This window comes from Luteimicrobium sp. DT211, assembly GCF_049844995.1.
Lineage (GTDB): Bacteria > Actinomycetota > Actinomycetes > Actinomycetales > Cellulomonadaceae > Luteimicrobium.
In genome coordinates this window covers 147,455-166,101 of the sequence record NZ_JBNCMC010000003.1, presented here as the reverse complement: position 1 = coordinate 166,101, position 18,647 = coordinate 147,455, and the positions used below count along the sequence as shown (strand labels likewise).

Here is an 18,647-nt window from a genome sequence, read left to right as displayed (position 1 = left end):
GAGTCGGAGTCGGAGTCGGAGTCGGAGTCGGAGTCGGAGTCGGAGTCGGAGTCGGAGTCGGAGTCGGAGTCGGAGTCGGGGCCACAGCAGAACCGAACACCTGGAACTCGGACAAGCCCACGTTCAACGTCGATGGCGACACACCCGTCACCGTGAACCGAACACTCGAAATCGACCGAGCAGCGAACGACACAGTCAGACCCGAACCATCGTTCGGCAACGCACCCACCGCGACCGTTGAACCATCCGAGAACCACAGCGTCCCCGACCGCACATTGTCATCAGCATTAGGCCGATCGAATAACACCACCTGCGAGACCGTCACCGGCGAAGCCCAAGCGTACTGAAGCCATTCACCGGCCCGACCTTGGTGGCTCGACCATTCCTTGCTGGGGTCGCCGGGATACCCGTCGGCCACGCCATCCGCCGCAGACGACGCACGCGAACCTTCGGTGACGTCTTCAGACGATGCGGCAATGAGCGCTGCACCGGCCAAGTTTCCGTCGGGTGCGTCGACGCCCGTGGGCCCCTCAGCCGTCGGCTCGGGTGGGACCCACGCGGTAGGCGACCCCGTCAACGTGTACTGCCGCGGCATCCAGCGCCCTTCAGTGCTCGTCTGGCCGCAGCTCGTCTCGGTCTGACAGACGAGCGGGTCGTACTGTGCGTACGCGAGGTAGGTGGCAACCTTGTCCGTAAACGCCGAACCGGTCACGTTGACAGGTTCGGCGGACGTTCCGTAGTCCGCGTAACGCACGACCGCGGCGTCGGACGGATCCGCTCCCCCCAGCGCGGCCAGAGCGAACCGTGCGCCGTATCGGTGGTCAGAATGATCGCTCACGTCGGCGTCGGTGTCGTCCTGAAGGCGCACGACGCTCGAAGCATAGCTGGAGAAGATTCCGTGGAGCACAGCCACGAGATCAGACCGCGAATAGTCGCTCATTCCGTCGACGGAGGAGAGGGAGACAATGCTCCCCTTCCAGAGCTGTTCGAGCGAGACGCCATTGGTCGACGGGAACCCTCGGCCACTTATATTACCATCGGGCAATCGCAAAAATATCAACTCGACCGACGTGCCCGACAAGTGATCCTTAACGACGTCATGGCCGGCAAATTTGGCCACCGAACGGGTCCACGACGGGCGGGCGACACCAGCCATCTCCGCGTAGGCCGCGCGGGCGCCCTGCTCGCGGCCCTGCCAATAGCCCGCTGAGCCGCCCGCGTCTCCCGCGGTGAGGTATAGGGTCGTTGCGCAGGCTCCGCCGCGAACGTCCGCCAGAAGGTCAGGGCTTTGGAAGAGAATGTCGTCGTCCTGATGTGCGACGACATGCATTGACCCGCCCGCGCACCCGTCCGCCGCAGCAGGCGTGACTCCAACGACGGACGTTGCGAGCACGATTGCCGCCGTTGCCAGCACACTCGTGATGGACCATGGCCTGACAGCCCGACATTGCGGCCTCACAGGGCTCCCTCTCTAAGATCGTGCCGACAGCCCCCTCGCAAAGAGTATTACCATGACAGACCATCCAGGAAATTCTGGCAGGGGTGAATTCCTCCACCCGCTGAGACGAGGGCTGCGCTGCTCAGCGGCGGTAGCGCGGCCATGTGTGACATGTGGGCCATCTGCTCGCCGCTGGCGCCGTGACCCAACGAACGGACCGGCTGGCTAGGATCAGACAGACCGCAGACCGCAGACCGCAGACCGCAGACCGACGGAGGGCGAGACGCGCGTGACTAGCCGTGCTACCGAGCAGGCACCCGCCCGCGACGTGCTCTGGGTCAGTAATGAGACCCCCGACCGGCACGGACAGGGCGGTCAGCGCCGTCAGTATTTCCAGATCCGCGCGCTCGTAGACGCCGGACACCGCGTCCACGTGATGTCCCTAGCCGGCGACCAGGACGATAGCTCCTTGAGTCGCATTGCGACGGTGGATCGGGTCCGAGGCCACCTCATGGCTGGCGTGCGCAATCCCATGGCGCACCACCGGCTCTCGCGCGCACTGCGCAAGGGCCAGTTTGACGCGATCGTGGTCTCTCACATTGAGTCCTGGCGATGGGTGGGACACACGGACCCCCGGCACCGTCCGCCCACCCTGGTCGACCTCCACAACGTGTACGTAGGCTGGCACACGCAAATTGGGGGAAGCGCAACTGACGAACGCGAGGCCTTGCGGCTGTTGCAACACGTCCTCGAGAACACGGACGGAGTGTCCGTCTGCTCGGGTCGCGAATTGGGGCGGCTGCCAGAGACCCCACACGCCTCGGAGCGGATCGTCGCACCTCACGGAGTCGACCCGGAGGAGTGGCCAGATCGGCTCGGCCTCGGCACGTCGCCAGAGCCCTACGTCGCACTGTTCGGATCATGGACCTGGATCCCGAACCTGCGTGGCCTCGAGTGGTTCGAGTCCACGGTGTGGCCAGCGGTCGTGAGGCAGGTACCCACGGCTCGCGCGCTCGTGGCCGGGAGCGGGCTGGGCGGACGCACCTCCTCAGCACCCGGGATCTCGTACGTCGGGCGAGTCAACGACCTCGCGGCGTTCCTCGGTAGCGCCGCCACAGCCGCGATACCCGTACGTTCCGGCGTGGGGGCATCGGTCAAGTACGCCGAGGCGTTGGCCTCCGGCGCACCGGTCATCGCTACGGAGGACGCCGCCTCCGCACATCCGGGCTTCGGCCGTTTCGTCACTGACGAACCGGACGTCTGGATCCGCCACTTGGTGACCCACCTGACGGAGCCACCTGCCTGGCCCGCACCCGAACGAGACCGGGCGCTCGCTGAGCTCTCGTGGAACGCCGTGTCCCGACCGCTCGATGCGTGGCTGCGCGCTCGGCCGCCACGCGGCCGTGCCGCATGACCGCGAGGCGGCGCCTCCGCGTGCTCCTCAGCGTGGACAGACTCGGCGGGCTCGGCGGGGTGGAGACCATGTCCGTAATGATCGCCGAGGCCCTCGCACGACAGGGCCATCAGATCGATATCGTCTATGTGCAGCGGGTCGGCGCCGTGCCCGCCTTCGCGCACTCAGCTTCACGGGTCCGAGCCCTCGATGTACGTCTGCGACGGCCGTTCGCCGCCCTGCGAGAGATTCTGCCGGTCCTCGTCACGGGAATACGGCGCCGCCCCGACGTCATCTACGTTCATCGCTTCGAGGAGCTTGCGTTCGCGCTTCCGCTTCACTTCCTCACGGGCGCGCGAATCATCTGCCACCTCCACTATTTTTCTCCCCGCAGCCGTGTAGCGCTCAAGAGCCGTGGCGTTGCTCACTTCATCGCGGTCTCAGAGGCCACCGCCAAGCAGTGGATGACACAGGGTGTCGATCCCACCAAGGTCACCGTGGTGCCAAACGGCGTCGACGTCGACGCCTTTCCTCTCACTGGCACCGATGACCGGCACGGCGCGAGACTTGCACTCAGGCTCCCCCAGGACGCGTTTGTCGCCCTGTTCTGTGGCCGCGTCTCGCCCGAGAAGGGAGTGCACGATCTCGTCCACGCGTGGGCAGAGCTCGGGTTGCCCCCTGACCAGGCGCGCCTCCTCGTCGTCGGTGTCTCGTCCGAGGGCGACGCAAACGCGCTCGCATATCAAGGGCGCCTGATCGCGCTCGCCGCCACGGGTGTCGAGTGGCTCGCCGCCCGTCTCGACGTTCTGACGCCGATGCGTGCCGCGGACGTCCTCGTGCTTCCCTCGCGGGTCGAGTCCTTCGGCCTAGTGCTTGCCGAAGCGATGTCCACAGGTCTACCAATCATCGCGACGCGTGTCGGCGGCATCCCCGAGACGGTCGGGGCGAGCGGGACCCTGGTCGCCGACGGGGACGCCGCCGCTCTCGTGGACGCCTTGCGTCGGGCCGCCGCGGGGGGGCAAACCCAGGACGCTCGGCGCCGGGCGCTACGTCAGCACGTAGTCGACCGCCTGTCGCTCGACGCGACTGCTCAACGGATCGAGCAGCTTCTCATCGACAGCGCCCGCCCCCGACGACGTTGGGCGACACACCGTCGATCCGCCGACCGAAGACGGCAAGAGATTGCTCGAAGGTCTTGACGGTGCGATCCGAACAGCAGCGCTAATGCCCCGTTGATCCTGCGCGAGCGCCCACGGGCGATTGTCGTCTCCCGGCGAGCCGGCGAAGGACGGGCCGGTTGCCCACCAAGTCGCGCACCGCCTGCGCTGGTGAAAGTCGAAAAGCCCGTACGACCGAACCGGCACACTGACGTGTCTCCCTCGCCTGCCACTGGCTGCGGGCCTTGATTAGCTCCCCCATGGCACCGTACCGGCGTGCCCACTCGAGCCCTTCCCGTGCGGCGTCCGCATCCGAGCCGCGGCCGTTCAGCACCGCCCACTCGAGGTGGACCGACAGGATGCGTTCCAGATTGATGCCTGCCTGGACCTGGTCACCCGACGCATTGGAGCCGTGGCGGCGATACTCAGTCAACACCTCGGCGCAGTAGCCAAGCGTGCTCTCACGCGCGACGCGATAGATCACATCAAGATCCTGACCGGTTCGAAGAGTCGAGTTGAAGGTACCGACCGCTTCGAGCACGGATTTTCGAACCATCAACGTGGGCATCAGAATCCTGACGTCGCCTCTGAGTAGACCAGCGTACTGAACGTCCCCGGACCGACCGGGCTGGGCTTTTGCTCCGTCCTGGTCGATGACGACGAACTGTGTGTGGCAGAGGCCGATCTCCGGCCGCGATCGCATCAGCTCGAGTTGACGTTGAAGCCGCTGAGGCAGCATGCGATCGTCGTCGTCCACGAACGCCACAACGTCCGATCGACATGCAGCAAGGCCGTTGTTGCGCGCCACGGACTCGCCACGGTGCGCCTGACGGACCGTGCGGACGCGAGGATCGGCGAGCCACCGGACGTCCAGCTCCGCGTCGCATCCGTCAAAGACGACAATCAGTTCCCAACTCGTGAGTGTCTGGGCGAACACCGACGCGATCGCCTCGTCCAGGTACGGCCCACCTCGACGCGTCGGTATGACCACGCTGACGTCTGGCGGCTGCTCGTGCTCCATCCGAGATCTCTCCTGTCACGGCGCCTTCGTCGGGGCGCCCTCGTTGTGTGTGGTCCTGTGTGCGCCAGAACCGTCCAGGCTGAACCGTCCGACGCCCAAAGCAGGTGAGGTGGGGTGAGGCGATGGTCGCCGAGTCTGGTCGCACTCGGCGCCTCGGCATGAAGTACTCGCCACCCGCGGTGCCGCCCCAATGGCTGCCGGGAGCCAGACCCCAAACCACGTCTCCGAAATGGGTGATACCGGACGAGCATGTCGCCTCAGGTTCGGTTGAGAACTCACCGCTGACCGCCAGGCGCGGCCTCGGGCGAGACCGAGCGTCCGAGGACCTCATGCCACACCGCTGCGTGGCCCGCCGCGCTGCGGTCCCACGTGAACTTGGCTGCTCGGACACGCCCCGCCTCCACGAGCGGACCGACATCAGCGCCGTCGTCGAGCACGTGGACGAGCCCGTCCGCGATCCCGGGCCCGTCCGGGTCGACGAGCACCGCGCACCCACCGCACACCTCGGGCAGCGCGCTCCGGTCCGCGGCGACCACGGGTGTCCCGCACGCCATCGCCTGCAGGGCTGGCAGGCCGAACCCCTCATGCAGCGACGGCACGACGACGGCGCGCGCCCCCGCCATGAGCCCGACCAGCGTCGCCTCGTCCACCTTGCCGAGCCGGTGCGTCCCGGCCAGCGGACCGAACAGCCGGTCACGGCGCTCCGAGGGAGGCCCGCACAGCACGAGATCGACGTCTGGGTACGCCGCTCGCACGCGCTGCCAAGCCGCTGCGAGGCCCTCGAGGTTCTTTCGCAGCGTCGATCCTCCCGCAGTGAGGATGTACGGACGACTGACCCCCAGCTCCCGGAACCTTGCCTCCGGGAGCGGCCGCGCATCGAAGAACACGTCGTCGACGCCATTGGGCACCACGTGCACGCGGTCGAGCCCGAGGAGCTCGGCGGCGTCGTCCGCGGAGTACTGCGAGACGGCGACGACGGCCGCCGCTGACCGCGTCTCCTCGGCGGCGAACGACGGCGGCGCCGACTCGTCCGGGAAACGCCACGCAACGGTGTCGTGGACGGTGACGATCTCCGGCACCGATGCGGGTGGCAGCGACAGGCTCATCCGGTGCACCACGTCGTTACGTCCGTATACCACCGCACCGATCGCGCGTCGCACCGATCGTGGCGCACCGTCGAGCGCCCAGTGCGGCAGGCGAGCAGTCCCCGGAAGCGGCGAACGCAACGTTCGCACGACAGCCTCGCGCACTTCGATCTCGGGCCCGGCCACTCGGGACGCGCGTTCGGCGATCCGCGCCTCGTAAGCCTGCTGGCCCATCGGGTTCGCCGATGCGAACGTCGCGAGGGCGAGCCGGGAGGTCATGCCGCCACCCTAGGTCGGACAGGCACGCATCCGACCCCCGTGACCGGGCGAAATACTGATCGTTTGGCACCGGCCGCGCATCCGCCCCTCTACGATCGCGAACGTGTCCGTCGTGGCCCTGGTCGCCAGCTCCTTCCTCCCTCGCGTCGGCGGGGTCGAGGAGCACGTTTACCGTCTGGCACCTCGGCTACAAGCCCTAGGGCACGACGTCGTGATCTGGACCGTCGACCGCGGCGACCCACCCGTCACACTCCCCGGGATCACGATCCGCTACCTCCCGACCCCCCTGCCCGCAGCGAACGTCCGGTCCACCGCGCGGTTCGCGTGGGACGGACGACGGGCGCTCGCCGCCTGGATCCGGGCGGCCCGCGCCGACCGCCCCGACGTCCTCCACGTCCAATGCTTCGGCCCTAACGGGACCTGGGCGACAGTAACGTCGCGCCTGCTGGGGATCCCGCTCGTCGTGGGGACGCACGGGGAGACGTTCATGGACGCCGACCGGGTCTTCGAGACATCGGTCGTGCAGCGCCGGGCCCTGCGGTCCGCTCTCAATCGCGCCGCAGCCGTGACCGCGTGCTCGAAGTTCGCCGCGGACGACCTTGTACGGTTCGGCCAAGATCCTGACCAGGTCGACGTCGTGTTCAACGGGGTCGATGCCGACGAGCCCGCCGGTCCCGAACCCGACTGGCTCCCCGCGCGGTATGTGCTGGGAACCGGGCGGCTCGTCCCGGTGAAGGGCTTCGACCTGCTGGTCCGGGCGTTCGCCAAAGCGGACCTCGGCGACGCCGTCCAGCTCGTCATTGCCGGCGCCGGCCCCGAGCAGGGCGCCTTGCTCTCGCTCGCCGCCGACCTCGGAATGGGCGAGCGGGTGGTGCTGCCCGGGTCGCTGCCGCGCGACCAGGTCGTCACCGTGATGCGGCGCGCGGAGGCGCTCGTGGTGCCGAGTCGTGTCGAGGCGTTCGGGATCGTCGTGCTCGAGGGCCTACGGGCCGGGGTGCCGGTGGTCGCCACGTCGCGCGGTGGTGCGGGCGAGATCCTCACCGACGGGGTCGACGGTCTCCTGGTCGACCCCGTGGACCCGCGCGCACTGGCGGGCGCGCTGCGCCGGGCCATCGACGATCCGTCCCTGCGCGCACGGCTCGCTGCCGCAGGGCCCCAGACCGCGGCCCACTTCACCTGGGAGCGTGTCGCACGGCTCGACGACGCCGTGTATCGCAGCCTGCCCTTCCGTCGCCCGCGCTAACCCGCGGCGCGGCTGTGCGCGGTCAGATCACGTCGGCGAAGTTGCGTTCCCAGGACTGGAAGAACAGCGCACCCAGGTAGAACGCGGCAACCGCAACGACAGCGAACCCACCGATCTGCCAGAGCGGCGGCTGGTCGAGCCCGAGCAGCGACCAGCGGAACATCCCGAGCATCCAGGTCAGCGGGTTGGCGTTGAACAGGCCCTGGAGATTCTCAGGGACCACGGAGATCGCGTACGCGACCGGCGACGCGTATAGGAGGATCTGCAACAGCCACGGCAGGACGTACCCGACATCGCGGTACTTCACCTGAAGCGCCGAGGCGATCAGCCCCAGGCCGGAGGCAAGCAGGACGACGAGCACCACCCAGATCGGCACGAGCAGTACCGGCCACCCTGGGTTGATCCCGTACACGATCAGCAGGACGACGCCGAGCACCAGTGCGACCAAGAAGTCGAGCAGCACCGACGCGGCACTTGAGAGCGGCACGATCATGCGCGGGAAGAACACCTTCGACACGAGCGACTGGTTCGACACCAGCGACGGAGCCGAGCGGCCGAGCACGTTGTTGAAGAGGTTCCAGGCCAGCATCCCCATGAACGAAAAGATGAAGTACGGGACTCCGTCCGAGCTAAGGTTCGCGACCTGACCGAACACGATCGAGAAGATCCCCGCGGACGCAAGCGGCTGCAGGACGACCCACGCCACGCCGACCACAGTCTGGCGGTAGCGCAGCAGCACGTCACGCTGCGCGAAGCGGTACGCGACCTCCCGGGCTTCCCACAGCTCCGACCACCGCGGCAGCGAGAAACGGCCCGGCGGAATGATGACGGTGACACGGGAACGACGCGCGGCTGCCCGGGCGGACGCTGCCGTCCCACGCCCGTGCCGTGCTCCCGTGCTCAAGGCGAGCTCGTCACGGTTCACGGGGCCCCCAGCGTGGAGCCCGGGCCCACCTGGTAGGAAAAGTCGGACAGGACCGTGCCGACCGACATCGCATCTTCGCCCGCGAGCTCCGGGTACGGGGAGACAGGCAGTACCTCGAACACCGCGGCGCCCTCCCACGAATCGAGAATCCCGGTCTTGCAGACGTACACGTCAACCGTGTAGCGACCCGGCTTGAGCCACAGGTCACAGATGGAGAGGGTGAGCGACTGCGGCGTGCCCGGTTCCAGCCAGACACCGACGTTGCGCGAGTCGCACTGGACGACGACCACCCCGTTGTCGTCGTTGAGGTGCACGGATACGAAGTACTGCCCGATCATCTCCGGGTTCGCGTCGAGGTCGATCTCAATCAGCTTGTCCTCCGCCGGCTCGTAACTCTCCTCAGACAGGCGAACGACACGCGCCCGCAGCTCGCCCGTGCCCGACCGTCGCGACGCGTCGGACTGCGCCGTGGCGAACGTCGCGAAGCTCGCCCGGTACCGCTCGAGCGCACCGTCGACGCCGCCGTAATACTCCAGGCGGCCCCGCTCGAGGTAGATCGCTGAGGTACACAGCGACGTTACGGTCTGCATCTGGTGGCTCACGTAGAGGACCGTCCGACCGTCCTTCGCGACATCGCGCATCTTGGCGAGCGACTTGGCTTGGAACTCGGCGTCCCCGACCGCAAGGACCTCATCGATTGCGAGGATCTCCGTCTCGAGGTGAGCGGCAACAGCGAACGCCAGCCGCACGTACATGCCGGACGAGTATCGCTTCACGGGCGTGTCGAGGAATTTTTCAACCCCGGAGAACTCGACGATGCTGTCGAACTGACGCCGGATCTCCGCGCGGTTCATCCCCAGCAGCGAGCCGGACAGGAAGATGTTCTCCCGGCCCGTGAGCTCCGGGTGGAAACCCGTCCCGACTTCCAGGAGGCTCCCGATTCGTCCGGCGAGCTCGATCCGACCGCGGGTGGGGGCGGTGATCCGCGTTAGGAGCTTGAGGAGTGTCGACTTCCCCGCCCCGTTCCGCCCGACGATCCCGACTGCCTCGCCCCACGGCACCTCGAACGAGACGTCGTCGAGCGCACGGAACTCCTCGTAGACCGTCCGGCGCAGCGGGTGCCGCAACCGTTCGGTCGCCGCCTCGACCGCACTGTTCGGCCGGTACCCGCGCCGACCGACCCGGTACGACTTCCCGAGACCCGCGACCACGACCGCCTTCCCGACGGCGCGGCTCACGCGCAACCTCGCGCGGGGCGGTTGCGGTCGAGCAACGTAACGGAGAGCATCCGCCCATTATCCGGGCCGGACCTTCCCGGACGGGCACCTCCGTAGCAATTCACCCAGCCGCGCAGGCTGAAGTCTCCGGCCCCTCGATAGGCTCGTGGCCACCGGAACCGGCCTCGGGGACAGGGGGGTGAATCGAATGGCGCGACGCCTCGTCCACGTCATCACCCCCGGCGACCACTTCTCGCCCAGCACCGGCAGCGCGGTCCCGACCGTCGTCCACGGGTTGTCGTCGGCGACACCGGCCGGCGGTCCCCGGCCGGCGGTCGCCGTGGCACGGGGCACCTATTCTGACCGGTACCCGAGCGCCGACGTCCTCGAGTATGACGAACGCCGGCCGCGACGACTTGACCGCTACGGCGACGTCCTGGCGGCCCGGACCATCGGCCGCCGGCCGTTTGTAACCGCACGGTTCGCAGCCGCCCTCACCGACCAGGCCGAGTGGCCTCCCGCCGTCGTGCTCGTCCACAATGGCCCGCAGGGCATCCATGTCGTCGACTCCCGGCACGTCCCGGTGCTCTACGCGCACAACGAGGTCCTGCGCACCTATGGCCGGCGCGAGGTCGCCCGCACCCTCGGCGCGGCGGCGCGCATCGTCTGCGTGAGCGACTTCCTCGCCGATCGCACCTCGGACCATCTGCCGCCCGAGCTGCGTGACCGCGTCGCCGTCGTCCGCAACGGAGTCGACACCGATGCGTTCCAGCCGCCGGGCCGCTGGGAGCGTGGCGACCGGCTCGAGGTCACGTTCGTCGGACGGATGCTCCGCGACAAGGGCGCCGACGTGCTGCTCGACGCCCTCGCGCTGCTCGACCGCCCCGACATCCACGCCACGGTGGTCGGGAGCGCCGGGTTCGACCCTCGAGCGGCCCCCACAGCGTTCGAGACGGAGATCGCGCGCGCCGCCGAAGCGTTGGGCGACCGGGTGACGCGCCGCCCGTTCGTCCCGAGGGCCGACGTCGCGGAACTCCTGCGTAGCGCCGACGTCGTCGTCGTCCCGTCCCGGTGGTCGGACCCTTGCCCCCTCACCGTGCTGGAAGGGATGGGGTCAGGGGCGGCGCTCGTCGCGTCGGCAGTCGGCGGGATCCCCGAACAGCTGGGAGGAGCCGGAATCGCGGTACCGCCCGGCGACGCCCGGGCGCTCGCGGAAGTCCTGTCGGCCCTTGCAGGCGACGCGGGACTGCTCGCGCGCACCCGGACGGCGTCGCGAGCGCACGCCCTCGACCACTCGTGGCAGCGCAGCAACGCCGACCTGGCGTCAGCTCTTGCTGGCGTCGCGTAGATCCCGGCGCGCAGCACGAGACCGTTCTACGCGTGCGCGCAGCGAGGGAACAGCCGCCCCGAGCGCGCCCGCCACAGCGGCTACGGCGTCGGGTGACCCCACTGGCACGTCCTCGTGCTCGGTACCCACCCAAGGACTCGCTCTGTCGCGCACCCGCTCTTGCGGGTAGAGCGCGATCGGGGGGACCGGAGCGGCGCGGGACGGTCGGGCGGCCGGCGCCGCCCCGAAGTGCGGCGCGAGAAGGTCGAGGAGCCGCTGCCCCGAAGCGGTAGGCAGGTGCGCCGTCGGGGTCGCGCGGGGGTTGAGCTCGAGGAATGACATCCGGCCGTCCCACTGGATGTGGAAGTCGAGCCCGCATAGGCCAGACAAGCCCAATGCCTTGACGACCACGCGCGCCGTCTCTCCCATCTCACCGGGTGAGGCCGGCTCCACCACGGTGGCAGGTCCGCTGCCGAGGTCCGCTGTGGGAACAACACGCAATGCCACCTCCCCGAGCACCTCGCCCTCCCAGCACGCCACCGAGATCGTCGCGGGGGCCCCAGGCACGAACACCTGGGCGGAGACACGGGGCTTCGTCCACGGGTCGGCGACGTACCCCCCGTCATCGTCCTTCCACCAACGGACCAGCCCGCGCGGCAGCGACGGGCGGGCACAGAGCCTCGCGAAGGCATGGTGCGCCTCGTCGCGGTCCCGCACGACGGCTACGCCCTGCCCCGCCCAGCTGCCGTCGGTCTTGAGCACCGCGGGAAGCCCGAGCCTCTGCAGGACGGCATCGAGGCGATCTGCGGCCGGCACGGCAAGTGTGCGCGCGGCGCGGACGCCCGCGTCGCGAGCGAGAGCCGAGTTCGAGACCCGGTCGACGCGACGCTCCAGCGTTTCGGAGCTTCCCAGCGAGCGCACGACGGCAACCGCGGCCGCGGGGCCGAGGAGTCCGTCTCGCCAAGCCTCCGCGATCGCGCGGGCCGCGACGTCGTCGACGGGCACCACTGCTGCGCCGTGCCCGATCCCGTCGAGTGCCCGCGCAAGCGACCTGGCACGGCGAAGCGGCGAGAGCAGACCTGGAGTGGCCACCCAGTCGAGTCCCGCCACCGCATGCCCCGCCGGTCCCACGAGCGCCACGTCGAAACCCGCGTCGCGCGCTGCGAGCGCGAGGTGGACCGTATGGAGCCATCGGTGTGCCGTCACGAGCACGAGCCACGGGCGGCCGCCTCTCGACGAGCGCCTCATCCGATCGGCGCTCTGCCAACAGCCCGCGATACGTGCGACGCGACACGCGGCGCAGCGAACTCGGCGCCGACCATGAATCGCATAAGCGGGCCGAACGATCCGGCGGCTGCGTTTCCGACGTAGTACAGGCCCGGGACCGACGACTCGAAGTACCGGCTCAGCTCGGGCATCGTTCCCACGCGCCTCGTCACGGCACGCAGGTCGTCAGCGAGGAATGGTAACCGATCGAGGTCAGCGCGGTACCCGGTAGCTGCGATGACGTGGTCCACCCGCTTCTGGGTGTCGTCGCCGTGGTGTGACTTCAACTGAAGGACCGCCTCCTCGCCGATGAGCTCCACACCCGCGAGGTCGACGCCCGTGACGAGATTCGCCCCACCGAGCACCTTGTCCTTCATCCACGCCCCTGACACCGGCCCGAGAAAGTTCCGGACAATCCCGAGTCGGCGCTCCGGCGACAGCCTCCGAAAAGCGTCCGGAAGGTCCTCGCAGAACTTCTGGCGCCAACCCGGGCCGAGCCCGGTCGACGGGTTCTGTACCCGTTGCCGCACCGTTCTGGGGCGCCCGTCGTCGGCGCCCCAGAACGGGATGTCGGGACGCCGTGTCACGAGGTCCACCTGCGAACCGACATCGATCAGCGACGCCGCGATCTCGACGGCTGACGAGCCCGCCCCCACGACCGCGACGCGCCGCCCCTCGAACTGGTCGAAGCGACGATGCTGGCTGCTGTGGCTGACGCAGCCGCCGAGCGCGCCGAGCTGGTCTGGCACCCATGCGAAATGCGTGATCCCCGCCGCCACGACGACGCGGTGGGCAGTCAGCTCCGTGCCGTCGGCCAGAGTGAGTGCGAACCCCTCGCCAGCACCCTCGAGCGACGAGACGGATCGGGTGTCGAGCCCGGGAACCAACGCCCCTTGAAATGCCAGCCCATACTGCACGAAGTTCTCGAGGCTCACACGAGGGGTGCGATCCCCGTACGGAATGCCCGTCCGCGCCGCGTAATCGGCGAGCCGCCATCCGCCCGTCGGCGCGTCGAGGCTCGACGCGAAACCGTCGGACTTCAGCAGCATCCCCGCAGGCATGTGCTCCCGCCAAGTCACCATCGGATCGCCGAAGATCCTCGTCTCGACTCCCCGGTGGATCAGGTGGGCGGCCGTCGACAGGCCGTAGGGCCCTGCGCCTATGACCGCGACTTCAGCGTCCATCTCATCTCGTCTCATGGCGCGGGGACTCGGCACGATCGACATCCTGCGACCCGTCGTAGACGCCCCGATACCGTCCACGCGCCAGACGCACGGCGTTGCGCTTGACATCGAACGCGAGCAGCCGCCAGTTCGGCGCACTCCAGAGCCGTACGACGGCGACGGCGGCCGCGGCCCGCTGGGCCGCCGAGCCAGGCCCGGCGAGCGCTGCCCCGTACATGCGCGCTGCGACGTACCACTGCGGAAAAGCCACCGGCCTGCGCCACTCGGGGCGGAAGGTCCGTACCTGATCGATGACGTCCTTTCCCTGGTCCTTGCTGAACTGCCCGTCGTGACGACGCGCTTGGAAGAGCACGGCGGGAACCTGGATCCACCTCCCCCGCAGCGCCATCTGGATCCCGAGCACGTTGTCGCTCCCGTAGTAGTTCCCCAGCCCGCCCATGGCCCGCAGTGTCGCCGTCCGCAGCACACCGCCGTATCCAATCGCCTCGTACAGGTCGTCACGGACGAACCGAGCAACCCTCTCGGAAGGTGAGTCCGCCGCGAGCTCGTCGTGGACGTCCCGCGAGAGTTCGATCATCCGGCCGTCGCCGTCGATCCAGCGCACCCGCGAGAAGGCGACGATGGCCTCAGGATCGTCCGTCAGCGCATCGACGCATGAACATAGATGGCCCGGCTCCGCTAGGTCGTCGACCGCATGCCACATGAAGAAGGGCGCACTCGCCGCGGCCAGTGTGCGGTTGAAGTTTCGTGCGATCCCGCGATTCTGTGTTGAGGTCAGTAGGCGGAAACGTGGGTCGGTACCGACGACGTCGCGGATGAGTTCGAGCGAGCCGTCAGTCGACGCATTGTCACTGACGACGACCTCGAGCCCGGCCACGTCCTGACGCTGCAGCGCGCGCAACGCGCCCTCAAGGTACTGCTCGCCGTTGTAGACCGGCACGCCTACCGTGACGCGGGGCGCGCCGGCTGGGACAGCGGTCACCGCAGGACGACCTTGTCCGCGACGAAGCCCTCCGCGTAACGGGTACCGGCCTCGATCCCGCGCAGCCGCAGGATGCTCCGGAACGTTTCCTCGTCCCACCATCCGCGCCCGTGCTGCGACGGGTAGGACCGCTGGAGCAGCTCGACCTTCCGCTGCACGACCTCGTCGGGCAGCGGAAGGTACAGCTGCACGGGCCCAAGGTCGCCGTCCCACTTGGGGATCTCGTATCGCAGGACGTTCGCGCCCCGGAAGACGGGCTTCACGAGCTCCGCGACGACACGATGGTCCTGGTGGGCATCGTCGAGGCGGGGCGCTATGACCAGGTCGGGCTGTCCGACCTCGTCGGCGAGTGCATGGAGGAATCGCTTAGCGTCGTCCCAAGCGGCAGGGAAGCGCCCGTCGGTCAAATCTGCGAACCGCACCGTCGCGCTCGACGCCACCGTCGTGGCGGCCGTGCGCGCCTCGGCCCGCCGGGTGTCGTCTCCGCTCAACACCGCGAACGTGAGCTCGACTCCGGCGTCGGCCAACATGAGCAGCGTGCCGCCGGCCCCGAGCTCGATGTCGTCCGGGTGGGCGCCGACGCACATCACCTTGCCCGCGCCCTGGAGAAGGTCAAGCACGAGGCGCACGCTTGCTGCTCGATCCGCTCATCTGGCCGATGCCGTCGACGCGCGGCAGCTCGGGAGCGTCGACGACCAAAACCGGTCGACGTCCCCGGTTGCCGGGCTCCCAGACGGCCCACGGGCGGTCTCCTCGTCGGTTCATCTCTTCGAGCGCGAACCGCTCCTTGAGCGTGTCCATCGGCGCCCAGAAGCCCCCGTGGCGCCGAGCCCGGAACCGACCGTCGCGCGCGGCACGCACGCACGCGTCCATCACGAGGTCCTCATCCTCCTCCAGGTAGTCGAAGATGCCCTGCCGCAAGACGAAGTAGCCCCCGTTGATGCACATCTCCATGCCGCCGACAGGCTCGAGGTCGGTCATGCGACCCTGGCCGTCTACCCGCACGACGTGGAACGAATCCTGGGGCGGCACGGCGAGCAGGCTCCCGACGGCATCGGTGGCGAGGAACTCGTCGACGATCTCGTCCATCGGCGCGTCCGTGAGCACGTCGCCGTAGTTGGCGAGAAACACGTCGTCCCCGTCGAGGTACTGGCGCACACGGCGCAGACGCTCGCCGATCGCCGTCTCCATCCCGGTGTCGACGAACGTGATCCGCCACTCACTGATGTCGCTCGACAGCAGCTCGATTTCCCGGCCACCCTTGGTGAGTACGAAGTCGTTCGAGTAGGTCTCGCGGTAGTTGAGGAAGTAGTCCTTGACGGCATTCGCGCCGTAGCCGAGGCAGAGGATGAAGTCCGTATGACCGAAGTGCGCGTAGTACTTCATGATGTGCCACAGCACGGGACGCGAGCCGATCGGCATCATCGGTTTGGGCAGGGAGTCGGGGCCCGACCGCATCCGCATGCCGAGCCCACCGCAGAAGAGCACCACCTTCACCGTTACGCCCTCGTCTCTCAGTACTCGAACACCGTCATTCTGGCAGTCAGGCCGCGTCCGCATCACCGCCGTGTGGAGAGTTCACCCGGCCGATCCCTCACGTCCGCCAGGTCCGGACCGCCCGATCTCGAGTTCACCCGGATAGTCCGGCCAACACGGTCTTCGATCTTGCTACAGTCTCGGCCACGACGACCACACTTGCCCCGCCGGTGGTGTCCGGTCCGCGAAGCCAGGAGTCCCATGATCACCGAGGCCAACAGCACCGAGGCACACTACGAGGCGGACGTCTGTCTCGTCGGGTCAGGCGCAGCTGGGATCGCCCTTGCCGTCCTGCTCGCCAGGGAGGGGCAGCGTGTCATTCTGCTTGAGCAGGGCGGCGCAGCAGCGGAACGGAGCGACCGCCCGATTCACCAGGTGCTTCCCGGACAGCCCGTCACACTCGGCCCGTCCTGCGAGTTCGGATCCTTTCTCGGTGGGAACACGAACCATTGGTACGGGAATTGCCGGCCCCTTGATCCAACGGACCTCGAACGACGCGATCAGATCGGCCTCAACGGGTGGCCGTTCGAACTGGACGAGCTCGAGGACGACTACCGGGAGGCGCAGTCGCTACTCGGCCTCGGCAGCGTCGACGCCTACGACGCCTGGCACTCCGCGACATTGCTCGACGCCGAACACAAGCCGATCGACTCCTCGATCCTCGAGACGCGAGTCGTGCAGACTACGCCCGAGTTCAGCATGGCCGTTCGCCACCGGGAAGCTCTCGCCGCTTCGGAGGACATCCAAGTCCTGCTGGGCGTGCGTGTGCACGGGGTTCGGAGTACGGGTTCGACCGTGACCGGCGTCGTCGCCTCCCGAGCCGACGGCACGCCGTTGTCCGTCGACGCGCGCCACTACGTTCTCGCGGGCGGCGGCGTCGAGAACGCACGCATGCTCATGGAGTCCGACGACCTGCTGGCTGGCGAAATGCGTCCATCTGCCGATGTCGTCGGCCGCTATTTCCAGGAGCACTGGTATTACGCGTTCGAGACGCGGCGGACGCATCGCCGACACGGGGGAGGCTCGCTTCGACTGTACGACGTCGGCAACAGCCGCGACCTCGGGTCGCTCGGTGACTACCGGCAGGACGTCGACGGGGCTCACGTGTGGGCGCAGCTCGTACTCTCACCTTCCGAGGCTGAGCGGCTCGCGACACCCGGCCTGGCCCTTTGGTTCCAGCCCAGCTGGATCGCTCCGCCGGAACTGACCGACCTCAAGAACTCCCGTGGAAACCCCGCCGCAGTCTGGGCCGCGCTCAAGAAGGGCGTCCGTCACCCCCTGCAGAACACGGAGTACGTCGCACGCAAGCTGCTGCGCGATCCGAGACCATCTCGATTCCTGACCCTGATCGTCCAGGTCGAGCAGCTGCCTGATCCGACGAACCGCCTCACCTTCTCCGGTAACGACGCGACGCTCCATCTGGACCTGGACGAGCAGCAACGCGACGCCCACGCACGGGCGATACGCCACGCTGCAAACGAGCTCGGATTCGACGGCCCGGCTCTCGCTGCGGAAATGGAGCGCAAGTACCTCCTCGGCGACTTCGACTACTTCTGGCACCACATGGGCACCACCCGCATGGGAGTCGATCCGACGACAAGCGTGGTCGACGCCGACTGCCGCGTGCATGGCTTCACCAACCTCTTCGTCGCGGGCTCTTCCGTCTTCCCCACAAGCGGGACGGCGGGACCGACGCTCACGATCGTGGCGCTCGCGTCTCGACTCACTCGGCACATCGCCTCTCTCGAGGCCGGCGCGGTTGGCGGAGACGCCGAAGCGTCTGCAGGATCGCGGTAGCCGCAAGCCCGCGGCCGCAGACCGACGCATCGATTCTTACGCCGGGGGCTCCTCCACGAAGGACGCCGCTCGGAGGGTGAGCTCCGACAGGTGAACACTGGACGGCAACTCGGCGAGCATGACGATCACGCGAGCCAGGTCGTCGGGCGCCATCGCCTCGACCTTCTGGCCGGTCGCCTCCGCGTCCGTGACCTCACGATGCATGGGGGTCGCAATGCGCCCCGCATGCAGGGTCGTCACCTGAATCCCGTGCCTGCGCTCTTCTTCGTGCAACCCGACGAGGAACGCATCCAGGGCGGCCTTGCTCGCGACGTAGGCGGCCCTCCCGCGCGGCGAACCGTCGACGGCCGTCGAGCTCAGCGCTATCACTCGGCCGTGCGCGCGGCGAAGGTGCGGGAGGAGCAACTGGGTCAGAGCGATCTGCCCAATCACGTTCACGGCCAGAACGTCGGCCCATTCCTTGGGCGTGCCCTCCGCGATCGTTCCCGAGGACCATTTCCCGGCAGCAAGCACGAGGAGATCGACCGGACCGAGATCCGAGGGAGGGGCGAGCTCTGCGAGATCACCCTCGAAGTCCAGGGACCAGTACTGAGCTGCCCGCGGGCCGCGCCCGCGGTTCGGACCGGCCGAGCTTCTCCTGCCCACGAGCCAGATCCGATGAGTGACACGCAGGAGCTCGACGACAGATCGACCGACGCCCCCTGTCGCCCCGACCACAACTGCCGTCGGCAGGCTGGCTCGATCATCACGCGGATCCGGCACGGACATGGCACAATTCTGCCGACTCGGTCACTGGG

At 68.3% G+C, this 18,647-nt stretch carries 16 protein-coding genes; 5 read left to right on the top strand and 11 right to left on the bottom strand.

Going from position 1 to position 18,647, the window contains the following annotated elements; all coding sequences use genetic code 11:
* The coding region (locus ACLQ14_RS08565) for a DUF7402 domain-containing protein (RefSeq protein ID WP_425811929.1) at positions 1–1,330 on the bottom strand (1,330 nt) is incomplete at its 3' end.
* Between the two features lie 397 nt (positions 1,331–1,727).
* On the opposite strand from ACLQ14_RS08565, the gene ACLQ14_RS08560 reads away from it, so the two are divergent.
* Entirely contained in the window at positions 1,728–2,852 is a 1,125-nt protein-coding gene (locus ACLQ14_RS08560; RefSeq protein WP_425811927.1) for a glycosyltransferase family 4 protein, read from the top strand.
* Positions 2,849–4,030 (top strand): glycosyltransferase family 4 protein, encoded by a 1,182-nt coding sequence (locus ACLQ14_RS08555; protein WP_425811925.1) that lies wholly within the window; start codon positions 2,849–2,851, stop codon positions 4,028–4,030. The genes ACLQ14_RS08560 and ACLQ14_RS08555 overlap by 4 nt, the downstream gene beginning before the upstream one ends.
* 22 nt (positions 4,031–4,052) lie before the next feature.
* On the opposite strand, the gene ACLQ14_RS08550 is transcribed toward ACLQ14_RS08555, so the two are convergent.
* Positions 4,053–5,009 (bottom strand): glycosyltransferase family 2 protein, encoded by a 957-nt coding sequence (locus ACLQ14_RS08550; RefSeq protein WP_425811923.1) that lies wholly within the window; start codon positions 5,007–5,009, stop codon positions 4,053–4,055.
* A 275-nt stretch (positions 5,010–5,284) separates the two neighbouring features.
* The gene (locus ACLQ14_RS08545; protein WP_425811921.1) at positions 5,285–6,373 is read right to left on the bottom strand and encodes a glycosyltransferase family 4 protein; all 1,089 of its coding nucleotides are present in this window, start codon (positions 6,371–6,373) and stop codon (positions 5,285–5,287) included.
* 103 nt (positions 6,374–6,476) lie between these two features.
* Between ACLQ14_RS08545 and ACLQ14_RS08540 the strand changes: the two genes are divergently transcribed.
* Positions 6,477–7,616, top strand: a complete 1,140-nt coding sequence (locus tag ACLQ14_RS08540) for a glycosyltransferase family 4 protein (RefSeq protein ID WP_425811919.1) — start codon at positions 6,477–6,479, stop codon at positions 7,614–7,616.
* Positions 7,617–7,638: 22 nt separating this feature from the next.
* Here ACLQ14_RS08540 and ACLQ14_RS08535 read toward each other — a convergent pair whose 3' ends face one another.
* Entirely contained in the window at positions 7,639–8,541 is a 903-nt protein-coding gene (locus ACLQ14_RS08535) for an ABC transporter permease (protein WP_425811917.1), read from the bottom strand.
* The gene (locus ACLQ14_RS08530) at positions 8,538–9,779 is read right to left on the bottom strand and encodes a polysaccharide ABC transporter ATP-binding protein (RefSeq protein WP_425811915.1); all 1,242 of its coding nucleotides are present in this window, start codon (positions 9,777–9,779) and stop codon (positions 8,538–8,540) included. Before ACLQ14_RS08530 ends, ACLQ14_RS08535 begins: the two co-directional genes overlap by 4 nt.
* 187 nt (positions 9,780–9,966) lie before the next feature.
* On the opposite strand from ACLQ14_RS08530, the gene ACLQ14_RS08525 reads away from it, so the two are divergent.
* The gene (locus ACLQ14_RS08525) at positions 9,967–11,106 is read left to right on the top strand and encodes a glycosyltransferase family 4 protein (RefSeq protein WP_425811913.1); all 1,140 of its coding nucleotides are present in this window, start codon (positions 9,967–9,969) and stop codon (positions 11,104–11,106) included.
* Here the strand turns inward: ACLQ14_RS08525 and ACLQ14_RS08520 are convergent.
* From ACLQ14_RS08520 to ACLQ14_RS08500, 5 genes are read right to left on the bottom strand one after another with little or no spacing between them, the layout of a single operon-like run.
* A complete protein-coding gene (locus tag ACLQ14_RS08520; protein WP_425811911.1) occupies positions 11,083–12,291 on the bottom strand; it encodes a hypothetical protein in 1,209 nt (402 codons plus the stop codon). The two genes, ACLQ14_RS08525 and ACLQ14_RS08520, sit on opposite strands and share 24 nt — an antisense overlap.
* A 38-nt stretch (positions 12,292–12,329) precedes the next feature.
* Complete coding sequence (locus tag ACLQ14_RS08515; RefSeq protein WP_425811909.1) at positions 12,330–13,535, bottom strand: NAD(P)-binding domain-containing protein; 1,206 nt, start codon at positions 13,533–13,535, stop codon at positions 12,330–12,332.
* A 1-nt stretch (position 13,536) separates the two neighbouring features.
* Complete coding sequence (locus ACLQ14_RS08510) at positions 13,537–14,517, bottom strand: glycosyltransferase family 2 protein (RefSeq protein WP_425811907.1); 981 nt, start codon at positions 14,515–14,517, stop codon at positions 13,537–13,539.
* Complete coding sequence (locus tag ACLQ14_RS08505; RefSeq protein WP_425811905.1) at positions 14,514–15,137, bottom strand: PIG-L deacetylase family protein; 624 nt, start codon at positions 15,135–15,137, stop codon at positions 14,514–14,516. Before ACLQ14_RS08505 ends, ACLQ14_RS08510 begins: the two co-directional genes overlap by 4 nt.
* Positions 15,130–16,014: a sugar phosphate nucleotidyltransferase gene (locus tag ACLQ14_RS08500; protein ID WP_425811904.1), complete on the bottom strand. Its 885-nt coding sequence runs from the start codon at positions 16,012–16,014 to the stop codon at positions 15,130–15,132. The genes ACLQ14_RS08505 and ACLQ14_RS08500 overlap by 8 nt, the downstream gene beginning before the upstream one ends.
* 240 nt (positions 16,015–16,254) lie before the next feature.
* On the opposite strand from ACLQ14_RS08500, the gene ACLQ14_RS08495 reads away from it, so the two are divergent.
* Positions 16,255–17,850 carry an FAD-dependent oxidoreductase gene (locus tag ACLQ14_RS08495; protein ID WP_425811902.1) on the top strand — a complete coding sequence of 532 codons (1,596 nt, stop codon included), beginning with the start codon at positions 16,255–16,257 and terminating at the stop codon, positions 17,848–17,850.
* A 36-nt stretch (positions 17,851–17,886) separates the two neighbouring features.
* On the opposite strand, the gene ACLQ14_RS08490 is transcribed toward ACLQ14_RS08495, so the two are convergent.
* The gene (locus ACLQ14_RS08490) at positions 17,887–18,618 is read right to left on the bottom strand and encodes an SDR family oxidoreductase (protein ID WP_425811900.1); all 732 of its coding nucleotides are present in this window, start codon (positions 18,616–18,618) and stop codon (positions 17,887–17,889) included.
* Between the last annotated feature and the right edge of the window lie 29 nt (positions 18,619–18,647).

Bases quoted from the DNA above. Each gene is read 5' to 3' on its own strand.
- ACLQ14_RS08555 (WP_425811925.1), top strand. From the start codon at position 2,849: ATGACCGCGAGGCGGCGCCTCCGCGTGCTCCTCAGCGTGGACAGACTC.
- ACLQ14_RS08550 (WP_425811923.1), bottom strand. From the start codon at position 5,009: ATGGAGCACGAGCAGCCGCCAGACGTCAGCGTGGTCATACCGACGCGT.
- ACLQ14_RS08545 (WP_425811921.1), bottom strand. From the start codon at position 6,373: ATGACCTCCCGGCTCGCCCTCGCGACGTTCGCATCGGCGAACCCGATG.
- ACLQ14_RS08490 (WP_425811900.1), bottom strand. From the start codon at position 18,618: ATGTCCGTGCCGGATCCGCGTGATGATCGAGCCAGCCTGCCGACGGCA.
- ACLQ14_RS08525 (WP_425811913.1), top strand. From the start codon at position 9,967: ATGGCGCGACGCCTCGTCCACGTCATCACCCCCGGCGACCACTTCTCG.
- ACLQ14_RS08495 (WP_425811902.1), top strand. From the start codon at position 16,255: ATGATCACCGAGGCCAACAGCACCGAGGCACACTACGAGGCGGACGTC.
- ACLQ14_RS08515 (WP_425811909.1), bottom strand. From the start codon at position 13,535: ATGGACGCTGAAGTCGCGGTCATAGGCGCAGGGCCCTACGGCCTGTCG.